We start from the raw sequence: 17,965 nt of genomic DNA on the forward strand, positions 1-17,965 counted from the left end.
GCCGGTCCTTTCGGTTCCCGGCTTAGACGCACCGCAGGGGCCAGACGTTCCCGCCTAGTGCGCCAGTCCCTTGTTGATTTCCTCGACCATCTTCTTTGCGTCGGCCAGCAACATCATGGTGTTGTCGGCATAGAACACGTCGTTGTCGACGCCCGCATAGCCCACGCCGCCCATCGACCGCTTGATGAAGAACACCGTCTTCGCCTTGCCCACATCGAACACCGGCATGCCATAGATCGGCGAGGATTTGTCGGTCTTGGCCGCCGGATTCACCACGTCGTTGGCGCCGATGATGAAGGCGACATCGGTCTGGGGGAATTCGGCGTTGATGTCCTCCAGCTCGAACACCTCGTCATACGGCACGTTGGCCTCGGCGAGCAGCACGTTCATGTGCCCGGGCATACGCCCTGCGACCGGGTGAATGGCGTATTTGACGCTGACGCCATTGGCTTTGAGCAGGTCGCCCATCTCGCGCAGCGCGTGCTGCGCCTGCGCCACCGCCATGCCGTAACCGGGGACGATGATGACGCTTTCGGCCTGCTGCATCATGTACGCCGCGTCTTCGGCCGAGCCGCGCTTCCACGGGCGCTGTTCCTTGGCCTCGCCCCCGCCAGCCGCCGCGTCGCCGCCGAACCCGCCGGCGATGACGCTGATGAAGCTGCGGTTCATCGCGCGGCACATGATATAGCTGAGGATCGCACCCGAACTGCCCACCAGCGCGCCGGTGATGACCATCGCGGTGTTGTGCAGCGTGAAGCCCATCGCCGCCGCTGCCCAGCCCGAATAGCTGTTGAGCATCGACACCACGACCGGCATGTCCGCACCGCCGATCGGGATGATCAGCAGGAAGCCGATGGCGAAACTGAGCACCAGGATCGCGATGAACAGCGCCGGCGTCGACCAGTGGAACAGCCCGACCAGCACGATGATCGCCGCCAGCGTCGCCAGATTGATGACGTGGCGCGCGGGCAACATGATCGGCTTGCCGCCCATATTGCCGTTGAGTTTGAGGAACGCGATCACCGATCCGCTGAAGGTGATCGCACCGATGGCGACGCCCAGCCCCATCTCGATCCGGCTGTTCAGCGCGATATCGGTGCCCGATGCGTCGAGAATGCCGAACGCGCCGGGATTGAGGTAGGCGGCGACTCCGACCAGCACTGCGGCGAGTCCGACCAGCGAGTGAAACGCCGCCACCAGCTGCGGCATGTCGGTCATCGCGATGCGGCGGGCCGTCACGATGCCGATCGCCGCGCCGATGCCAATCGCGATCAATATCTCGACGACCGTGACGCTATCGACGGACAGGTCGGCCAAGCGCGGCACATGCGTCACCAGCGTCGTCACGACGGCAATCGTCATGCCGATCATGCCAAAGCGATTGCCCCGCTGGCTGGTCGCCGGGCTCGACAGCCCGCGCAGCGCCAGGATGAAACAGATGCCCGAGACGAGATAGGCGAGCAGCGCCCAGGCGGGAACGACGGCGTGTTCCAACTTACTTGCCCTCCGCGGCGGTAACGGGTGCGGGCTTATCCTTCTTCTTGTACATCGCCAGCATCCGCGCCGTGACCGCGAACCCGCCAAAGATGTTGATGCTCGCCAGCACCACGCCGAGCAGCCCGAGCCATTTCGAACTCGCGCTACCCGCCGCCGCGCTGGCGACCAGCGCCCCGACGATGATCACGCTCGAAATCGCATTGGTCACCGCCATTAACGGCGTGTGCAGCGCGGGCGTCACCGACCAGACGACGTAATAGCCGACGAAACACGCCAGCACGAAGATCGACAGGATAGAGATGAAATCCACTGCGCCGCCCCCAACAAATCGGTTCACAGCGACCTAGCCGCGCCATCGCCGCCTGTCGACCGTTCTGGCAGTGTCCCCTCACGGCACAGTCTGCGGTTAACACGGACTTTAGGTTAGTTTGCGCACGGGCGCGGCTGTGTTAGCCAAGCCTCGGGAAAATCGCCGGTTTCTGCGATTCTCCCACGGGGTTGCGGTCGATGCGAATGGGTTCGCGATGGATGATGGCGGCGGTGGCTTTGGCCACAGCGGCACCGTGCCTCGCGCAGACGGCTTATTATGGCGGATCGCCCGACCGGCTCAGCCTGACCGTCGATGTCCGCGCCTCGGTCGCCGCGCGCTGCGGGTTCGCACCCGCCAGCGCGCCGGGGGCGAGCTATGTCGAACCCGATTTCGAAACCCAGGGATTCGACCGCGTCGCCGCGTTCAAGCTCGATTGCACCAGCGCGTCGCGCGTCGGTGTGGTGTCCAGCAATGGCGGGCTGGCAACGGGTGCCGCCGCCGGGCCGGGCTATGCCGCGCTCGCGCCTTATGACGTGCAGCTTACGCTCAACGGCAATGCGCTGAGCGCGACGGCGACGTGCGGTGCAAAGGATCTGATCGCGTCGAGCAATGCCTGCGCGCCGACCTATCTGCCGGCGGTCGGCCCCAATTTCACCGGACCCGCGTCGGCCAGCAAGGGGTTGCGCCTGCCGGGTCCGGCAACGATCGGCAGCGATTCGACCATCCGGCTGAAGGCGGGCGCCTATGCCGGCGCATCGATCCTCACCGCGGGGACCTATGTCGATACTTTAACGGTGACCATCAGCCCGGCGACATGACGCCACCGGGCCAGTTTTGTGTGTGAGTTTAAAACGGAGGGAGTGATTATGAAGAAGTTTTTGATGATCGGGGCGGCTGCCGCCTCGGCGATGGCGATGCCCGCCACCGCGCAAACGGTAACGGGGACGATCAACATCACCGGCACGGTGACCGCCAAGTGCACCATCGTCGGCGGCGCGACCGCCACGACCTACGTCGCCACGCGCGATCTCGGCGAACTGGATCAGGCGGACGGTACCCTCGAAGCCAGCGCGACGCTCGCCACGCGCTTCGGTGTGGCCGGCACGACCGCGCCGGCCTTCCGCGTCGTCTGCAACTCGGCAGCGCCGCAGATTACCGTGGATGCCAATCCGCTCGTTAACGGCGCGGCCACGCCGACCGGTTACAACAACACGGTGAATTACATCGCCCACGTCGCGGTCAATCGGGCGGACTCCACAACGGGGACCTTCGACAATGCGACGACCGGTGCGGCCACCGGCCCGGCTGCCGTTGGCGGCCCGATTTCGGGTGCGGCGGGCAATAACGTGACGGTGACCGCCGACACGTTCTCGACGCCGACGGCCGCCGCGCCGCTCGTCGCGGGTGCCTATACCGGCAACATCGTCGTCACGATCTCGCCGGTCTGATCGACGCGCTGACCATGCGTTTCGCTCTCCTCCTCTTCGTCGCGGCCGCGTCGCCTGCCTTCGGGCAGGTCGGCACGGTCGCGATCGAGGGCGTGGTGGTGCAACGCTGTGCCTTCGATACCGCCGCCCCGCGGCTGGCCCCGCAGGCACCGAACAATGTCCGCGCGCTGGCGGGTAATAATCTCGAAATCGACACGCTCGTCGATCCGGCGACCTTGGCGGTGCGCGCCGCCAATGCCGATCTGTCGTTCGCGGCAATGTGCAACGTGCCGCACATCATCCGGATCGAGGCGCAGAATAACGGCCTGTTCCGTTCGGCGGGATCGACCGCCGCGCCATCGGGCTTCGCCAATGCCGTGCCGTACCGCGCGCGCTTCACCTGGGGGGACCAGACGCGCACGCTGTTCGCGGACGCCAATACGCGGCGGCCGCGTGAAGAAATCATCGACCGGCCGCTGCCGACGGGCGGGACGTTGCTGATGCAATTGGATATTCAGCCCGGGGCGTCGAACCTCACCGCCAACGCACCACTGGTGTCGGGCAATTATGCCGAGACGTTCCGCGTGACGATCGAACCGCGCCAATGACGCGCGTTGCCTGGCTGGTCATCGCCATCGCGGCACCGCTGACGGCGCAGACCACGACGATCGATGAAGCGTCGCGCACGACCCAGACGATCCACGTCAGCGGCATCGCGCCGCCGGCCTGTCTGGTCCGTCCGGCGGGTGGTCAGCGCGGGATCAACGCGACCTTCGAATCGACCGGCAGCAGCGGAACGGTGACAATCAGCAATCTCGTCGATCCGATCAGTGCGAAGGTGTTGCCTTCGCGCATCACCCTGACGCTGCCGATTACGTGCAATTCGGCGCATATCGTCCGCCTGCGTTCGGCCGGCGGGGCTTTGCGGCGCGAAGGTGCGGCGGTGGTTCCCGGCGCGGTGTTTACCGACACTTTACCCTATGAATATGGCTTGCGCTGGGCCGGCGGCGGGACCTTGGCCCCGACCGCTTCGGGACAGGCGGTGACGGTTCAGGCCAGCGGCGCGGCGTCGGGATTGGCCGAAGTCACGCTCGACGTCCCCGGCGGCGGGCGCCCCTTGGTCGCGGGGCGATATGGCGATACGATCATCGTGGAACTCGGCGCAGCGGATTAGCGTACGTCGGGTGGGGAGATAAGGGGTGAAGCGGACAGGTTTCCTGGCGGCAATGGCCGCGCTGCTGGTCGGTGCGCCGCTGTCGGCGATGACCGTGCAGCCGGTCGTGCTCGACCTGAAGACCGCCGGTCAGGCGATGTCGCAGATCATCACCGTCGAAAACAGCTTTGCGACGCCGCTGCCGGTCGAAATGCGCATCGCCGCGCTCGATTACGATCCCGACGGGCTGAAGGCGAAGGCGGATCAGAAGGACGCCGACGACTTGCTGGTCTTCCCGCCGCAAGCCCTGATCGCGCCCGGTCAGACCCAGTCGTTCCGCGTCCAATATGTCGGCGATCCGGCGCTGGCCAAGTCGCGGCACTTTTACGTCACCGTGGCGCAATTGCCGGTCAAGCTGCCGTCCAACCAGTCGGCGATCCAGATCCTCTACAATTTCCAGGTGCTCGTCTCGGTCACGCCGCAGGGGGCCGTGCCCGCGCTCAAGATCGATTCCGCGACGATCGCCAAGGACACCAACGGCAAGCCGATCCCGCTGCTGACATTGTCGGATCCGAGCAACGCGCATGCCTATCTCTCCGCCGGGCGGGTGCGCATCACCGCCAGCGATGCGGCGGGCAAGGAAGTCTATCGCCGCACCTTCACCGGCCCTGAAATTCAACAAACTGTCGGGTTCGGACTGGTCGGCGCGGGACAGACGCGACGGCTGACCATCCCGGCGGAACTGCCGCCCACTGCAACCACCGTCGATGCGCAATTCACGCCCGAAAAATAGGGCATTTGCCTGTAGCGCGGTGGCGATCGGCTGGGCCGCGTCGGGCGCGGCGCAGACCCCGGCGATCAAGACCGTGCGGATCGATCCCGCGGTCGGTCCGTCGGCGTCGGCGACACGGCTGAACCCCACCGGCCGCGCGATCATCCTGACCGTCGGCGCGATCGACGGTGCGGCGTATCTCGGCGATGTGCCGCTGACGCTCGGTGTCGACGATAGTATCCAGCTTCCGGCGCAACGCCTGCTCGATCTGCTCCAGCCGCTGCTCGATCCGGACGCGTTCAAGGCGTTGCAGGGCGCGTTCGCGGGCAAGGACACCCTGACCCCGGCCGATTTCTCCGCATCGGGCGTCGCGCTCAAATACGATCCGCAGCGGCTGCAGCTGCTGGTGACCATCGATTCCGGCCGCCGCGCCGCGCGCAATCTGGCGATCAGCCCGATCGACCGCGCGCGCGTCGGCGGCTTTGCCAAGCCCGCGGCGTGGAGCGCCTATCTCAACATCCGCGGGTCGCAGGATTACAACTATACCGGCAATTTCAGCGACGGCTTCGGCAAGCCCGTGTTCTTCCTCGACGGTGCCACGCGCGTCGGCCAGGTCGTGGTGGAGGGCGAAGGGGTCTACCAACCCGGCGCGGCGACCAGGGATTTTCAGCGGCTGGGCACGCGCGCGGTGTACGACAGCCAGACGCTGGTCGCGCGGTTCACCGCCGGCGATCTGCAGACCGTGTCGCGCGGCTTTCAATCGGCGCCCGACATTGCCGGCGTGTCGATCTTCCGCTCCTATTCGGTGCTGCAGCCGCAACAGGTCGTGCGCCCGCGCGGCGACCGGAGTTTTCAGCTCGACCGCCCGGCCACCGTCGAAGTTCAGGTCAACGGCCAGATCGTCCGCCGCCTCGCGCTGCAGCCCGGCACCTACAATCTCCGCGACTTCCCGTTCACGCAGGGGGCCAACGATATCCGCCTCGCGATCCTCGACGATACCGGACGGACGCAAAGCCTGCGCTTCAACCTGTTTCTCGACCAGTCGCAGCTCGGCCCAGGGCTGAGCGAGTTCGGACTCTACGCCGGCGTGCTCGCGCCGCTCGGCCTCAACGGCCCGAACTACACCAACAACCCCGCCCTCAGCGGCTTTTACCGTCGCGGCATCAGCGACAGCCTGACCCTGGGCTTCAACACCCAGGCCGACAAGTTCGGCCAGCTTGCCGGTGTCGAAGCGGTGATCGCCTCCAGCTTCGGCACCATCGCCACCAATGCCGCCGTCAGTCATGTGCGCGGCTATGGCGCGGGCCTCGCCACCGTCACCAGTTTCCAGCGGTTGATTCAGCGTTCGGGCGGCCGCACCGACAGCCTGACGCTGAGCCTCGAGACGCGCAGCCGCAATTTCGGGCCGATGGGCACGTTGATCCCGTCCAATCCCTATCGCTACGAAATCGGCGGCAATTACTCGCATGCCTTTACCGACGATTTCTTTGCCGGGCTCGATGCGCGCTATTCCCGCGCGCGCTTCGGCTTTACCAACAGCCAGACCTATCGCGCCTCCGCCGGTCTGCGCCTCAGCCAGCGCCTCAGCCTCAGCGCCGACGCGCGCTATGAAAAGGACGAACGCGGCAGCCGCGTCGCCGGATTGTTCTCGATCACTGCGCGGCTCGGCAAATTTTCGTCGGCGCGCGCCGATTACGACACGCGCGACAACCGCGCGCGCCTTTCGTACCAGACCCTCAACGGCCAGGGCGTCGGCAGCTATAATCTGACCGCCGATGTCGAACGCAGCGACCTGGGCAGCGGCGCCAGCGTCAACGCCAATTACTTCACCAACCGCGCCGAACTGGGCTTCAGCCATTTCGGCACGTTCGACACCAATTTCGGCGCGTCGCGTGAGCAGCGCACGTCGGTCCGCGCCGCGACCTCGATCGCCTTTGCCGATGGCGCGGTGTCGGTCGGCCGTCCGATCTACGACAGCTTTGCGATCGTCAAACCCTATGCGTCGCTCAAGGGTGCCGACATCATCCTCGATCCGGCAATCAGCGGCTACACCGCCGCCACCGGCATGCTGCACGCCGCGACACACCCGAGCCTCAGCGCCTATGCCGAACGCACGGTCGCCGTCGATGCGCCCAATGCGCCGCCCGGCACCGACCTTGGCCAGGGCTCGTTCCGCGTCTTCCCGCCCTATCGTTCGGGGTACAAGATCGTCATCGGTTCCGCCTACAGCATCACCGCGCTCGGCAATCTGCTCGATGCCGCCGGCGGACCCGTGGCGCTGGTCACCGGCACCGCCACCGAACTGGCGCATCCCGACCATACGCCGCTCACCGTTTTCACCAATCGCGAAGGCCGCTTCGGGCTGGCGGGCCTCGCGCCGGGCAAGTGGCGCATCGAAATGCTCGACGACGATCGCTCGGTGTTCGATTTCGAGATCGGAAAAACCGCGACAGGCGTGGTGCAATTGGGCAAGCTTGGCGCGGTAAAGGGTCGATGATGAAGTTACGCGCGTTCCTCGGTGGCGTCGTCCTGCTCGCAGCTTCGGCGGCGGGCGCGGCGGGCCGCTGCGATATCGAAAGTTCGACCGGCGGCACGTCGTCGGCGACCTATGATCCGTTCAGCGCCAGCCCGACCATCGCCAACATCAACGGCGTCCAGATGATTCGCCTGCGCGGCACCGGCGGCGAACTGGCGACCCAGATTACCTATTATCTCAAGGCGCGCGCGACCGGCTTCGACGGATCGACGCTGCAAGTCGTTTCGGGCAGCGGCGGGGGCGGCAATGGGGAGGGGTATAACAACAATATCCTCGTCGCCGCGAACGGCGCGCCGCCACCGCTCAACAACAATTCGCCGCCGCCCGCGGGCACCTTCAAATGGAATTTCGGCAACAGCAACGGGTCCGCCGGGTTCACGCTCAATTACCGCCTGACGCTGCCCGCCGGGCTCGACACCGCGTCCTCGACGCAATTGGTGTTCGACCTCTATTACCGCTGCAAGGCGCGCTCGCTGGACGGGACGCAGACGTTCGACGATACCGGCATGATCCCCGGCGCACTCGGCCTCAACCTCACCGTGCGCAACGCGCTGCAAGCCTATTTCAACGGCCAGGCCTCGGCCAACACGCTGTCGTTCGATTTCGGCGAAGTCGGCGCGACCGGCACCGCCACCGTCGCGGGCACCCCGGCCAGCTATACGCGCAGCGGCTTCATCAATGTGCGCAGTTCGGGCGCGTACAGCGTGTCGCTCGCCTCCGACAATAATTTCCGCCTGACCTATCCCGGCGGCAATCCGGCCACCCCCGCGCAATCGCTGACCTATTCGGCGACGCTGCTCGGGCAAACGCGCAGCGGCTCGTCGGGCAGCGGTGCGGCGGTCTCCCCGATCACGCGCCAGTGCCTCCGCGCCGGTGTGCCCGCGCCGGGCAACCAACTGCCGCTGTCGGTGACGCTGACCGAAGGCGGCACGACCAAGACGCCGGCGCCGGTCTATGCCGACCGGCTGGTCATCACCATCGCCCCGATCGTCTCGACGGCCGTGACCAGCTGTCCGTAACTATGCCCCCACTGGCGGGGTCCTGGTCGCCAAAACCAACGCTGGCGATGAAAAGCGGACTGTCCGCTAACGACCCAATAGCGGACGCTCCCTCCAATTTGGAGAGTCGCCATGCACAGAAAGACCAAGGTGCACGTGCCAAATTGGTACAGCGTAATGGTCTCAGCACTCTTGTCCGCTATCTTAATATTTCCAAGATGATAGGGTCCGCAAGTTAGTCTCCCAGCCGGGCGGCTGCGGAGGGGCATTATGAACAAGTATATCGTGTCGGCGCTCGCATTTGCGTGCGCCGCCGCCGCCATTCCGGCTCAGGCCGCCGAATATTTCACGACCTACACGAGTAATTCGGGTCCCTCGACCGTCGCATCCATGTGGTTCACGGCATCCGACGTGGTCAACAGCAAGGGCGGTTATGACATCACGGGAATCCGCGGCGACGTGAACGGTGACGCCATCGTCAGCCTCGAGCCGAATCCCAAGCAGCCCGGACTGGCGCTGTCAGCCAGCCGTCTCTGGAATTTCGACAACGTGCTGTATGGCAACGGGCCGCTGCTCGATACCGATGGTGCCGTGTTTCAGACCTTTAGCGGTCGCGAATACAATATCTGGAACGAAGCCGCCGGGCTCTACAAGATGGTGAGCTATCAGAAGACCGCGACCGGAGCCTATAACGACCGCATCCCAACTCTGGGCACGATCAGTGCGGCGGCTCCGCCGCCTGTGGCCGATCCGACGCCGCCAACGGGACCGACCACGCTCGATTTCGAAGATGCGCGGACATATGCCGACAGCTCCATCAAGACACAGGGATTCAAGTTCGTCAGTGCGACCTGCTGCGAATTCGCCTTCGGCGTTTCAAGCACAGGCGCCAGCAATGACACGCGGCGCATGATCTACAATGGCGCCCCGGTCACAATGGCGACAGTCGACGGCAGTCATTTCAACGCGACAAGCATCGACGCCGGGCTGGGATCGTATTTCACGCCAGGTCAGGCTTATTCGATCATGCTGAGTGGAACTCGCGCCGATGGGTCGCAAGTCACGCAAGCGCTCGACGTCACGGACACGTTCAGCACCTATGCGCTCCACAATTTCGACAATCTGGTGTCGTTGCAGTTCGGGCATCCAGGGGGCGGCTTCTATTTCACCTTCGACAATCTCGCGGTCAGCCCGTTTTCCGCAACGCCCGAACCGGCGGCATGGGCGATGATGCTGGTCGGCTTCGGCGCGATGGGTGGTGCGATGCGCCGCCGCAAGCGGACCGCTGTCATCTTCGCTTAACAGGATTAAAAAGGGCGTCGCTGAAATCGCGGCGCCCTTTGTATGTCAGCTGACCACCCAATAATGGCCGTTCCAGCTCCCCAACCATAAGCTGCATTGCCAGGTGTCGAAGTCGCAAAACGACATTATGACCGCGCGGCAGCCTAGCCCTCAACCCAACACCAACCAAAGCCTTCGTCATTCCCGCGAAGGACTCTTTCGCGGGGGTGACGAAATCCGGATCTGGATTGAGCGGATCGCCGCGCGAACCGTCCTATTTCCCTGCCAACTCCGTCATCATGATCTTCCAGTGCGCCACGCTGTCGTCCAGCGCGGCGACCGGCAGGCGTTCGTCCTTGCCATGCGCGCGCAGATCCGCGGGGACGCGGACCCAGGCGCCGGCCACGCCATAGACCGGCACACCGGCGACGCGGAACGGGCGCGCATCCGACGCACCGGTCGACATTTCGGGGAAGATCGGCATGCCCGGATGCAGCGTCGTGACGGCCTTGGTATAGGCGGCGGTCACATCGGGGCGCAGCGGTGATGCGAGCGAGGCGACGTAATCGTCGTTGCGCGTCACGACGACGCCGGGATCGGCGACCAGCTTGCTCAACTCCGCCTGCACCGCATTCGGATCGACGCCCGGAATGATCCGGCAATTGACCATCGCCGTCGCCAGTTGCGGCAGGGCATTGTCGGCATGCCCGCCGAACAGCCGCGTCGGCACGCAACGCGTTCGCGTCAGGCCGACATAGGTGTCGTCGGCCTCGACCACGTCGGCGGCGGCATCGTCGCCTGCCAGCCATTTGCCGATGCTGGCGCGCATGTCGGGGCGCGGGTCGATCTTGGTCATCGCGGTGAAATAGGCGCGCGACGTTTCGTTGAGCGTCGGCGCAAAGCGATACGCCTCGAGTTTGTCGAGCGCGTGCGCCAGTTGATAGATCGCATTGTCCTTGCGCGGCTTCGACGAATGCCCGCCGCGATTGCGAACCGTGAAGGTATAGCCGGCAAAGGTCTTTTCCGCCGTCTGCAGCGACGCACCCAGCGGCTTGTCGTCCATCGTATACCCGATCCCGCCGCCATCGGCGTTCAGCCCGAATTCGGGACTGCCCATCGCCGCCAGCCATTCGGTTGCGCCCTTGTTGGCGCCGATGCCATTGGTTTCCTCGTCACCGGTGAAGAACACCACGATATCGCGCTTGGGCTTCCATCCGCTCGCCTTCAGGTCGAACATCGCCTGCGCGATGGAGGTGATGCCCTCCTTCATGTCGGTCGTGCCGCGGCCGTAATAATAGCCGTCCTTTTCGGTCAGCACGAACGGGTCGGTCGTCGAATCCTCGCGCTTGGCCTCGACCACGTCCATATGCCCCATCAACAGGATCGGCTTGGCCTTCGCGCCCGGCGCGCGCCATGTGACCATCAACGCGGCGGTGTTGTCCTTCTGTGTCCCGTCGGCGTTGGTGGTGGCATAGGGCAAAACCTTCACATCGGCATCGGCAAAGCCGGCCTTGCGAAACTCGCCGGCCAGGTAATTCGCCATCTCCGGCACCTTGCCGCGCCCCAGCACCGTCGGCGTGTTGATGATATGTTCGAACATCACCTTCGTCGCGTCGTGGCGCGCCGGGCTGATCGGGGCGGCGGTCGCATTCGTGGCGATCGTCGCGGTGGCGGCAAGCAGCATGGCCTTCATGTGAGTCGTCTCCCTTTATCGCCCACGCTAGCGCCGGTGCACGCGCGGGGCTAGGTGTCTGTGGATGACGAATATCCTGCTGACGGGCGCCTCCCGGGGCATCGGCGCGGCCATCGCCACGCGCCTGAACGGTGCCGATGTCCGGCTGCTCGCCGTGTCGAGTGCGGACGGCGATTTCCATGATCCCCTGACTCCCCGGATATTATGGAACCGTGCGATCGACGAGCTCGGCCACGTCGATGTGCTCATCAACAATGCCGGGGTATTCGAAGCCGCACCGCTCGATTTGCCCGATGACGATTGGCTCGCGAATTGGGACCGGACCATGCGCGTCAACCTGACCGCATCGGCCCAGCTGTGCCGCTTCGCCGTCCAGCATTTTCTGGAGCGCGAAGGCGGCCGGATCGTCAACATCGCCAGCCGCGCCGCCTATCGCGGGGACAGCCCGGCGCATTGGCATTATGCCGCGTCCAAAGCGGGGATGGTCGCCATGACCAAAACCATCGCCCGGGGCTATGCGCGGGACGGCGTCCTCGCCTTCTCGATCTGCCCCGGCTTCACCATGACCGGCATGGCCGAGGATTATCTGGCGAGCCGCGGCGGCGACAAACTCCTTGCCGACATCCCGTTGGGGAAAGTCGCCGATCCGTCCGAGGTGGCCGAAGTCGCAGCATTCGCCGCCCTCCACGCCCCGCCCTCGATGACCGGCGCAGTCCTCGACATCAATGGCGCCAGCTATGTCCGTTGAAAGCTGGAAGCTGACGCTCCCCTGCACCCGCGCCGAGGCCGAGCTGCTGGCGGTCGCCGATCTTGGCCATCTCGATCCCGCACCGGTGCTCAACGTCAGCGAGCCGGATGAGAGCAAGCCCGACGCGTGGCAACTCGACGCCTATTTCGAGGGCCGCCCGTCGCGCATCGTGATCCGCCGCGTCGCCGAACTCGTCCCCAGCGCGCGGCGCATCGAACCGCGCGCGGTGCAGGTGGTCGAACAAGATTGGGTCACGCTCAGCCAAGGCGGGTTCGCGCCGATGCAGGCCGGACGGTTTCGCGTGCGCACGCCGGAACAAGCGGCCGCAAGCGGCGATTTCGTCATCCCCGCCGGCCTGGCCTTCGGCACCGGCCAGCATGCGACGACCAAGGGTTGCCTCGAAGCCCTCGACCGCCTCAAGCGGCAGGGCAAAATCTATCGTAACATGATCGATGTCGGCACCGGCACCGGCCTGCTCGCCTTTGCCGCGATGCGCCTGTGGCCGTCCGCGCGCGCCACCGCATCGGACATCGACCCGATCTCGGTCCGCGTCGTGCGCGAAAACATGGCGCTAAACGGGGTAAGCGGGCTCGACCTGTTCGTCGCCGACGGCCTGATCCACCGCGAACTCGTCGCGCGCGCGCCGTACGATCTGGTCGTCGCCAACATCTTGGCCGGCCCGTTGATCGACATGGCGCCGCACCTCGCCGCCGCACTCGCCCCGCGCGGCACGTTGCTGCTCGCGGGCCTGCTCGACACGCAAGCCGCAGCCGTCACCCGCGCCTATCGCCGCGAACGGATGATGCCCGTCGCCAGCAGCGGCGGCGAATGGCCGGTGCTGGAACTGCGCAAGCGCTGACTATTTCGGCAGGAGGAAGCGGATATTCTGCTGCATCCCGCCGCACGCCAAGCCGCCTTCGGGGCGAAAGCGCGGTTCCCAGCGGGACGACCGGATGATTCCCAATCCCGCATCGCGAAACACGAGCGGTGGATAGGCGATGATTGCGCGCGGGTTGGCGGTGCGGCCGTCGGGGGCGACGTCGAACTCCGCGCGCACCCACCCTTCGAAGCCCCAGCGCATCGCCTCCATCGGGAAATCCGCGCCGCTGGCCCCTGACCGCGTCATCGCTGGCTTGAGGTCGATCAGGCTGCATTGCTGTGCGTTCAGCCCGGTCTGGCCGTAAGTCGCACGCGCTTGTTCGGTCTGACCATTGCCTGCCTGAACATTGGCGAGGCGCAGCAGCGCTGCGGCCCTGAGCGGACTTTCGGCGGGCAACCGGCTGTCATCGGCCACCGCGCGCAGGAATGGTGTTTGCGACACGTCGCTGGAACGGCGCGATTGAGCCGCAATCAGGCGGATCGTCGCGGCGACTTCGGGGTCGGCTGTCAAATCCGGATCGACGGTCAGGCGGTCCAGCGCAGCCTGGTTGGATGACCGGCGCAACCGCCAATCGTCGTTCGCACCCAGTTTGATCCGCGACAAAGCAATGGTCGCCCGAACCGACGGCGGTGCCGCCAACGCCGCGGCCAATTCATCCGCTTGAGCCAGCATCAGCAGCGAGTCGTCGCGAAGGGCCACCGGATCGCGTGCCAAAGCGATCATCGCCGCCAGCCGCCATGCGGGCTTGGCCTGCCGATCGGCGGCCACAGCCCGCGCCGCAGCCGCGCGGGCTGTCGGTGTAGCGCCATGAAAATCCTCGGCGCCATGCGCGGTCAGCCAAGCCCAGGCATGTGTTTCCATCGGCGCCGTCACATCCGCCTGGCGCGTGGCGACCGAACAACGCAACTCAACGCGCGTCACGGCGCGAAAAAACTGCGGGATTGCTACCGCATTCGCGGCGCTCCAGGTCCAGTCATCGACGGCTTCGGCAAACCCGCGTGCCGCCGCCGCGCCCGATCGCGACACATAAATCGGCGTCGCGCCCAGCACCGACCCGTCGTCGGTTACCGAGAATTCGACAACCGCCAGATCGGTCGGCAGCAGTCCCGCTTCCCCGCCGCAAGGTGGTGCGTCCATGATCGAGGCACTGGCGAACGAGCTTTTTTCAAATCGCCCGGCGCCCGTATAGGCCAGATATTCGCGCGCGGAGTCGGCATCGTGGTTGAGCAAGGCGGCAAGGGCAAGGTCGCTGCGCGTCACCACTTCCGACAATGAAACCTTGCCGTCTTTCAACCCGCCTTGAGCCGCCAGCGCTTTTTTGAGCAATGTATAACCGCCCGCGACATCGCCGTGGTTGAGCAGGATGCGCCCGCGCAACGTGTCGGTCAGCGCGGTATCGGCTTTGGCGGTTTTGCTCGCCGGATCGATCATCGCGCGTGCGGCATCGGCGGTGGCCAGCGCCTCGCCGCCGTCGTCGTACATCGTGGCGCGCGCCAGCCACAATAACGAGCGGAAGCGGCTCGATGTCGTCGACGCGTCACGCGCCAGACGCATTTCGGCGGCACTTTCGGCATAGGCGTGGCGGTAATAGGCCAGCTGCCCGAGCGTGATGTGCGCAGCGGTCACATCGTCATTGGTGGCGGGAGGGGTCAGGGCAAGCAGGCGCAGCGCTTCGCTCGCCGCCGCGGCCGCGTCGGAATAGCGCCGAAGATTCAGCAGACAGGCGCTTTTTCGCGACAGCATGGCACCGCGAACCTGGCGCGTTTTGCCGGCCGGCGTGTTCTCCAGGCTCTCGAAGCTCGCCACGGCTTCCGCGCATTGCCCGGACGCGGCCGCGTCGCTCGCGTCCTGAAAGCGTTGCTGAAGCGTTGGTGCCGGAGCCGCGACTGGCGCGGCGACGGCGAGCAGGATCGGGGCGACGAACATCGGCATCGCGCAGGTTTCGGCTGGACATCGGACGCGAGTCAAGCGAGCGAATCCGCGTGAAAATGCTCCTCGCTTTTGCCGCTGCGGCAGCAATTGCCGGACAGGCAACCGACGGACGTGGCGATGCCGCCGCGATGCCGCGTCCCGCACTGGTGTTGTTCTGGGCGGACTGGTGCGCGCCGTGCCGGGCAGAGATGCTGGCTTTGCCCGAGATCGAACGCGCGGTCGCACCGCTGCCGGTCGTCGTGGTGCCGTTGAGCAACTGGCGCGCGCTCCCGGCTGCGGTCGACCGCCGTAAAATTCGGGTGCCCGATGGCGGCGGGTGGGATTACCTTGCCGCGCTCAGGATTCCGCCGGCATTACCGGCCGCGGCGATCGTCGATGCGCGCGGGGTGCGGTGCGCGATGCACAGCGGCGGCCTGGATGCGTTACGCGCCGCGGCCCTCGTCACCGCCTGCGCCTCAATCCGCAAATAGCAGGACCGGCGTCTCGACCAGTTTCTTGAGCGCCTGAACGAAGCTCGCCGCGTCCCAACCGTCGACGACGCGGTGGTCGCAGCTGATCGACAGGTTCATCAGCTTGGCACGGCGGATGTCGTCGCCGTCGAAAACCGGGCGTTCGACGATCTTGTTCGGACCGATGATCGCGACTTCGGGACGGTTGATCACTGGCGTGGTCGCAATGCCGCCGAGCGGGCCGAGCGAGGTGATCGTCAGCGTGCCGCCCGACATTTCCTCGGATTTGGCCTTCCCGCTGCGCGCGGCGTCGGCGAGGCGCGTGATCTCGCTCGCCAACTGCCACACGTTCAGGCTCTCCGCGTCGCGGATGACCGGGACCATGAGCCCCGCATCGGTCTGCGTCGCCATGCCCAGATGCACCGCGCCCGAACGATGCACGACCCCGCCCTCATCGTCATAGCGCGCGTTGATCATTGGGAACTCAGGAATGGTGCGGCAGATCGCGACGATCAGCAGCGGCAGCATCGTCAGCTTGGGACGGTTGCCGCGATTGGCGTTGAGATCGGCGCGCAGCTCTTCGAGCTTCGTGACCTCGATTTCCTCGACATAAGTGAAGTGCGGAATCGCGCGCTTCGACGCGGCCATGTTTTCGGCGATGCGGCGGCGCATGCCGATGACCTTGACGTCCTCATCGGCGGGCGTGGCACGCGCGGGCGAATAGCCCTGGCCGCCCGAATAGCGCAGGAATGCGTCGAGATCGGCATGGCGAACGCGGCCGTCTTCCGACGCCTTGACCGAGCCGAGGTCGATGGCGAGCGATTTCGCCCGATCACGCACGGCGGGTGAGGCGAGGACGTGTTTAGATGGTGCAGCGGTCGCGGGCTCCGCCTTTGGCGTAGGCGCGGGCGCTGGTTCAGGATCGGTGGCCTCAACCTTTTCGACGGTCGCCGCATCGGGTGTCTCGGCATCGATCTGCTCGGCAACTTCTGCTTTTTCAACAACTGTAGCAGCCGGTGCAGGCTCTTCCTCGACTTCACCCTCGACCTCGATCACCGCGAGGGTGGAGCCGATCGGAATCATGTCACCGACTTCGCCCGCCAGTTCGACGACCACGCCAGTGACCGGCGATTCCATTTCGACCGTCGCCTTGTCGGTCATCATGTCGGCGAGGTTGGCGTCTTCCTCGATCCGATCACCGATCTTGACATGCCACGCGACGATCTCGGCTTCGGCGATGCCTTCGCCGATGTCGGGCAAACGGAAAGAAAAACGGGCCATTAGCTCTTCATCACCTTGTCGATTGCGGTGCCGATACGGAACGGACCGGGGAAATAGGCCCATTCGAGGCTGTGCGGGTAGGGGGTGTCGAAGCCGGTGCAGCGTTCGACCGGCGCTTCGAGATGATAGAAGCAACGCTCCTGCACCAACGCCGCCAGTTCGGCACCAAACCCCGAAGTGCGCGTGGCTTCATGGAGCACCATGCATCGGCCGGTTTTCTTCACACTCGCTTCGATCGTTTCGATGTCGAGCGGGAGGAGCGTCCGGAGATCGACGACTTCGGCGTCCACGCCCTTTTCCTCGACCGTGGCGAGAGCGACATGGACCATCGTACCATAGGTCAGGATCGTCAGATCGCTGCCTTCGCGGACCACCGCGGCTTTGCCGAGAGGCACGGTGTAATGTCCCTCGGGCACCTCCGATTGCGCGAACTTGGACCAGGGTGACACCGGGCGGTCGTAATGGCCGTCGAACGGCCCGTTATAAATGCGCTTGGGCTCGAAGAAAACGACCGGGTCGTTGTCCGCGATCGCCGCCAGCAGCAGCCCCTTGGCGTCATAGGGGTTCGACGGGATCACCGTCTTGATGCCGCAAATGTGCGTGAACATCGCCTCGGGCGACTGGCTGTGGGTCTGACCGCCGAAGATGCCGCCGCCGAATGGCGTGCGGACGGTGATCGGCATCGGGAATTCGCCCGCCGAACGATAGCGCAGTCGCGCTGCTTCGCTGACCAGCTGGTCGAGGCCGGGATAGATATAATCGGCGAACTGGATTTCGGGGATCGGGCGCAGGCCGTACGCGGCCATACCCACCGCGACGCCGATGATACCGCATTCGTTGATCGGCGTATCGAATACGCGCGTCTTGCCATGCTTTTTCTGGAGGCCGGCCGTCGCGCGGAATACGCCACCGAAAAAGCCGATATCCTCGCCAAGGACCGTGACGTTGGGGTCTGCGGACAGCGCGACATCCATGGCGGAATTGATCGCCTCGATCATGTTCATCGTG

Annotated in this window: 17 protein-coding genes; 11 read left to right on the forward strand and 6 right to left on the reverse strand. The window is 65.4% G+C overall.

The annotated features are described in order from the left end of the window. Positions 1-54: 54 nt before the first annotated feature. Together ACM9ME_RS03460 and ACM9ME_RS03465 are read right to left on the reverse strand one after the other, a co-directional pair. The gene (locus ACM9ME_RS03460; protein ID WP_415642036.1) at positions 55-1,494 is read right to left on the reverse strand and encodes an NAD(P)(+) transhydrogenase (Re/Si-specific) subunit beta; all 1,440 of its coding nucleotides are present in this window, start codon (positions 1,492-1,494) and stop codon (positions 55-57) included. 1 nt (position 1,495) lies between these two features. Next, positions 1,496-1,807, reverse strand: coding sequence for an NAD(P) transhydrogenase subunit alpha part 2 (locus ACM9ME_RS03465; protein WP_415642037.1), 312 nt, complete (start codon positions 1,805-1,807; stop codon positions 1,496-1,498). A 230-nt stretch (positions 1,808-2,037) separates the two neighbouring features. On the opposite strand from ACM9ME_RS03465, the gene ACM9ME_RS03470 reads away from it, so the two are divergent. The 8 genes from ACM9ME_RS03470 to ACM9ME_RS03505 all read left to right on the forward strand — a co-directional run bounded on the left by ACM9ME_RS03470 (position 2,038) and on the right by ACM9ME_RS03505 (position 9,995). Beyond that, positions 2,038-2,625, forward strand: coding sequence for a hypothetical protein (locus ACM9ME_RS03470; protein ID WP_415642038.1), 588 nt, complete (start codon positions 2,038-2,040; stop codon positions 2,623-2,625). A 48-nt stretch (positions 2,626-2,673) separates the two neighbouring features. Next, entirely contained in the window at positions 2,674-3,255 is a 582-nt protein-coding gene (locus tag ACM9ME_RS03475; RefSeq protein WP_415642039.1) for a hypothetical protein, read from the forward strand. Positions 3,256-3,269: 14 nt separating this feature from the next. Next, positions 3,270-3,842 (forward strand): hypothetical protein, encoded by a 573-nt coding sequence (locus tag ACM9ME_RS03480; RefSeq protein WP_415642040.1) that lies wholly within the window; start codon positions 3,270-3,272, stop codon positions 3,840-3,842. Continuing rightward, on the forward strand, positions 3,839-4,408 hold the full coding sequence (locus tag ACM9ME_RS03485) for a hypothetical protein (protein WP_415642041.1): 570 nt from the start codon (positions 3,839-3,841) through the stop codon (positions 4,406-4,408). Before ACM9ME_RS03480 ends, ACM9ME_RS03485 begins: the two co-directional genes overlap by 4 nt. Positions 4,409-4,433: 25 nt before the next feature. Continuing rightward, on the forward strand, positions 4,434-5,180 hold the full coding sequence (locus tag ACM9ME_RS03490; RefSeq protein ID WP_415642042.1) for a fimbrial biogenesis chaperone: 747 nt from the start codon (positions 4,434-4,436) through the stop codon (positions 5,178-5,180). After that, positions 5,155-7,656 (forward strand): fimbria/pilus outer membrane usher protein, encoded by a 2,502-nt coding sequence (locus tag ACM9ME_RS03495; protein WP_415642043.1) that lies wholly within the window; start codon positions 5,155-5,157, stop codon positions 7,654-7,656. Before ACM9ME_RS03490 ends, ACM9ME_RS03495 begins: the two co-directional genes overlap by 26 nt. Beyond that, positions 7,656-8,714 (forward strand): hypothetical protein, encoded by a 1,059-nt coding sequence (locus ACM9ME_RS03500; protein ID WP_415642044.1) that lies wholly within the window; start codon positions 7,656-7,658, stop codon positions 8,712-8,714. The genes ACM9ME_RS03495 and ACM9ME_RS03500 overlap by 1 nt, the downstream gene beginning before the upstream one ends. A 249-nt stretch (positions 8,715-8,963) precedes the next feature. Further along, positions 8,964-9,995 carry a PEPxxWA-CTERM sorting domain-containing protein gene (locus ACM9ME_RS03505; protein ID WP_415642045.1) on the forward strand — a complete coding sequence of 344 codons (1,032 nt, stop codon included), beginning with the start codon at positions 8,964-8,966 and terminating at the stop codon, positions 9,993-9,995. A 253-nt stretch (positions 9,996-10,248) separates the two neighbouring features. On the opposite strand, the gene ACM9ME_RS03510 is transcribed toward ACM9ME_RS03505, so the two are convergent. Further along, positions 10,249-11,667, reverse strand: a complete 1,419-nt coding sequence (locus tag ACM9ME_RS03510) for a M20/M25/M40 family metallo-hydrolase (RefSeq protein ID WP_415642046.1) — start codon at positions 11,665-11,667, stop codon at positions 10,249-10,251. 64 nt (positions 11,668-11,731) lie between these two features. Between ACM9ME_RS03510 and ACM9ME_RS03515 the strand changes: the two genes are divergently transcribed. Together ACM9ME_RS03515 and ACM9ME_RS03520 are read left to right on the forward strand one after the other, a co-directional pair. Next, entirely contained in the window at positions 11,732-12,415 is a 684-nt protein-coding gene (locus ACM9ME_RS03515; RefSeq protein WP_415642047.1) for an SDR family NAD(P)-dependent oxidoreductase, read from the forward strand. Continuing rightward, positions 12,405-13,274 (forward strand): 50S ribosomal protein L11 methyltransferase, encoded by an 870-nt coding sequence (locus tag ACM9ME_RS03520; RefSeq protein ID WP_415642048.1) that lies wholly within the window; start codon positions 12,405-12,407, stop codon positions 13,272-13,274. The genes ACM9ME_RS03515 and ACM9ME_RS03520 overlap by 11 nt, the downstream gene beginning before the upstream one ends. On the opposite strand, the gene ACM9ME_RS03525 is transcribed toward ACM9ME_RS03520, so the two are convergent. Next, positions 13,275-15,227, reverse strand: a complete 1,953-nt coding sequence (locus ACM9ME_RS03525; protein WP_415642049.1) for an energy transducer TonB — start codon at positions 15,225-15,227, stop codon at positions 13,275-13,277. Between the two features lie 50 nt (positions 15,228-15,277). Here ACM9ME_RS03525 and ACM9ME_RS03530 point away from each other — a divergent pair, with 50 nt between their 5' ends. Continuing rightward, a complete protein-coding gene (locus ACM9ME_RS03530) occupies positions 15,278-15,697 on the forward strand; it encodes a TlpA family protein disulfide reductase (RefSeq protein ID WP_415642050.1) in 420 nt (139 codons plus the stop codon). Here the strand turns inward: ACM9ME_RS03530 and ACM9ME_RS03535 are convergent. Further along, a complete protein-coding gene (locus ACM9ME_RS03535; protein WP_415642051.1) occupies positions 15,683-16,957 on the reverse strand; it encodes a dihydrolipoamide acetyltransferase family protein in 1,275 nt (424 codons plus the stop codon). The two genes, ACM9ME_RS03530 and ACM9ME_RS03535, sit on opposite strands and share 15 nt — an antisense overlap. Then, entirely contained in the window at positions 16,957-17,961 is a 1,005-nt protein-coding gene (locus ACM9ME_RS03540; RefSeq protein WP_415642098.1) for an alpha-ketoacid dehydrogenase subunit beta, read from the reverse strand. Before ACM9ME_RS03540 ends, ACM9ME_RS03535 begins: the two co-directional genes overlap by 1 nt. Positions 17,962-17,965: the final 4 nt, after the last annotated feature.

Source organism: Sphingomonas antarctica, from assembly GCF_965137005.1.
Classification (GTDB): Bacteria; Pseudomonadota; Alphaproteobacteria; order Sphingomonadales; family Sphingomonadaceae; genus Sphingomonas_O; species Sphingomonas_O antarctica.

Bases quoted from the DNA above. Each gene is read 5' to 3' on its own strand.
- ACM9ME_RS03475 (WP_415642039.1), top strand. From the start codon at position 2,674: ATGAAGAAGTTTTTGATGATCGGGGCGGCTGCCGCCTCGGCGATGGCG.
- ACM9ME_RS03480 (WP_415642040.1), top strand. From the start codon at position 3,270: ATGCGTTTCGCTCTCCTCCTCTTCGTCGCGGCCGCGTCGCCTGCCTTC.
- ACM9ME_RS03485 (WP_415642041.1), top strand. From the start codon at position 3,839: ATGACGCGCGTTGCCTGGCTGGTCATCGCCATCGCGGCACCGCTGACG.
- ACM9ME_RS03495 (WP_415642043.1), top strand. From the start codon at position 5,155: ATGCGCAATTCACGCCCGAAAAATAGGGCATTTGCCTGTAGCGCGGTG.
- ACM9ME_RS03500 (WP_415642044.1), top strand. From the start codon at position 7,656: ATGAAGTTACGCGCGTTCCTCGGTGGCGTCGTCCTGCTCGCAGCTTCG.
- ACM9ME_RS03505 (WP_415642045.1), top strand. From the start codon at position 8,964: ATGAACAAGTATATCGTGTCGGCGCTCGCATTTGCGTGCGCCGCCGCC.
- ACM9ME_RS03510 (WP_415642046.1), bottom strand. From the start codon at position 11,667: ATGAAGGCCATGCTGCTTGCCGCCACCGCGACGATCGCCACGAATGCG.
- ACM9ME_RS03515 (WP_415642047.1), top strand. From the start codon at position 11,732: ATGACGAATATCCTGCTGACGGGCGCCTCCCGGGGCATCGGCGCGGCC.
- ACM9ME_RS03520 (WP_415642048.1), top strand. From the start codon at position 12,405: ATGTCCGTTGAAAGCTGGAAGCTGACGCTCCCCTGCACCCGCGCCGAG.
- ACM9ME_RS03525 (WP_415642049.1), bottom strand. From the start codon at position 15,227: ATGCCGATGTTCGTCGCCCCGATCCTGCTCGCCGTCGCCGCGCCAGTC.
- ACM9ME_RS03535 (WP_415642051.1), bottom strand. From the start codon at position 16,957: ATGGCCCGTTTTTCTTTCCGTTTGCCCGACATCGGCGAAGGCATCGCC.
- ACM9ME_RS03540 (WP_415642098.1), bottom strand. From the start codon at position 17,961: ATGAACATGATCGAGGCGATCAATTCCGCCATGGATGTCGCGCTGTCC.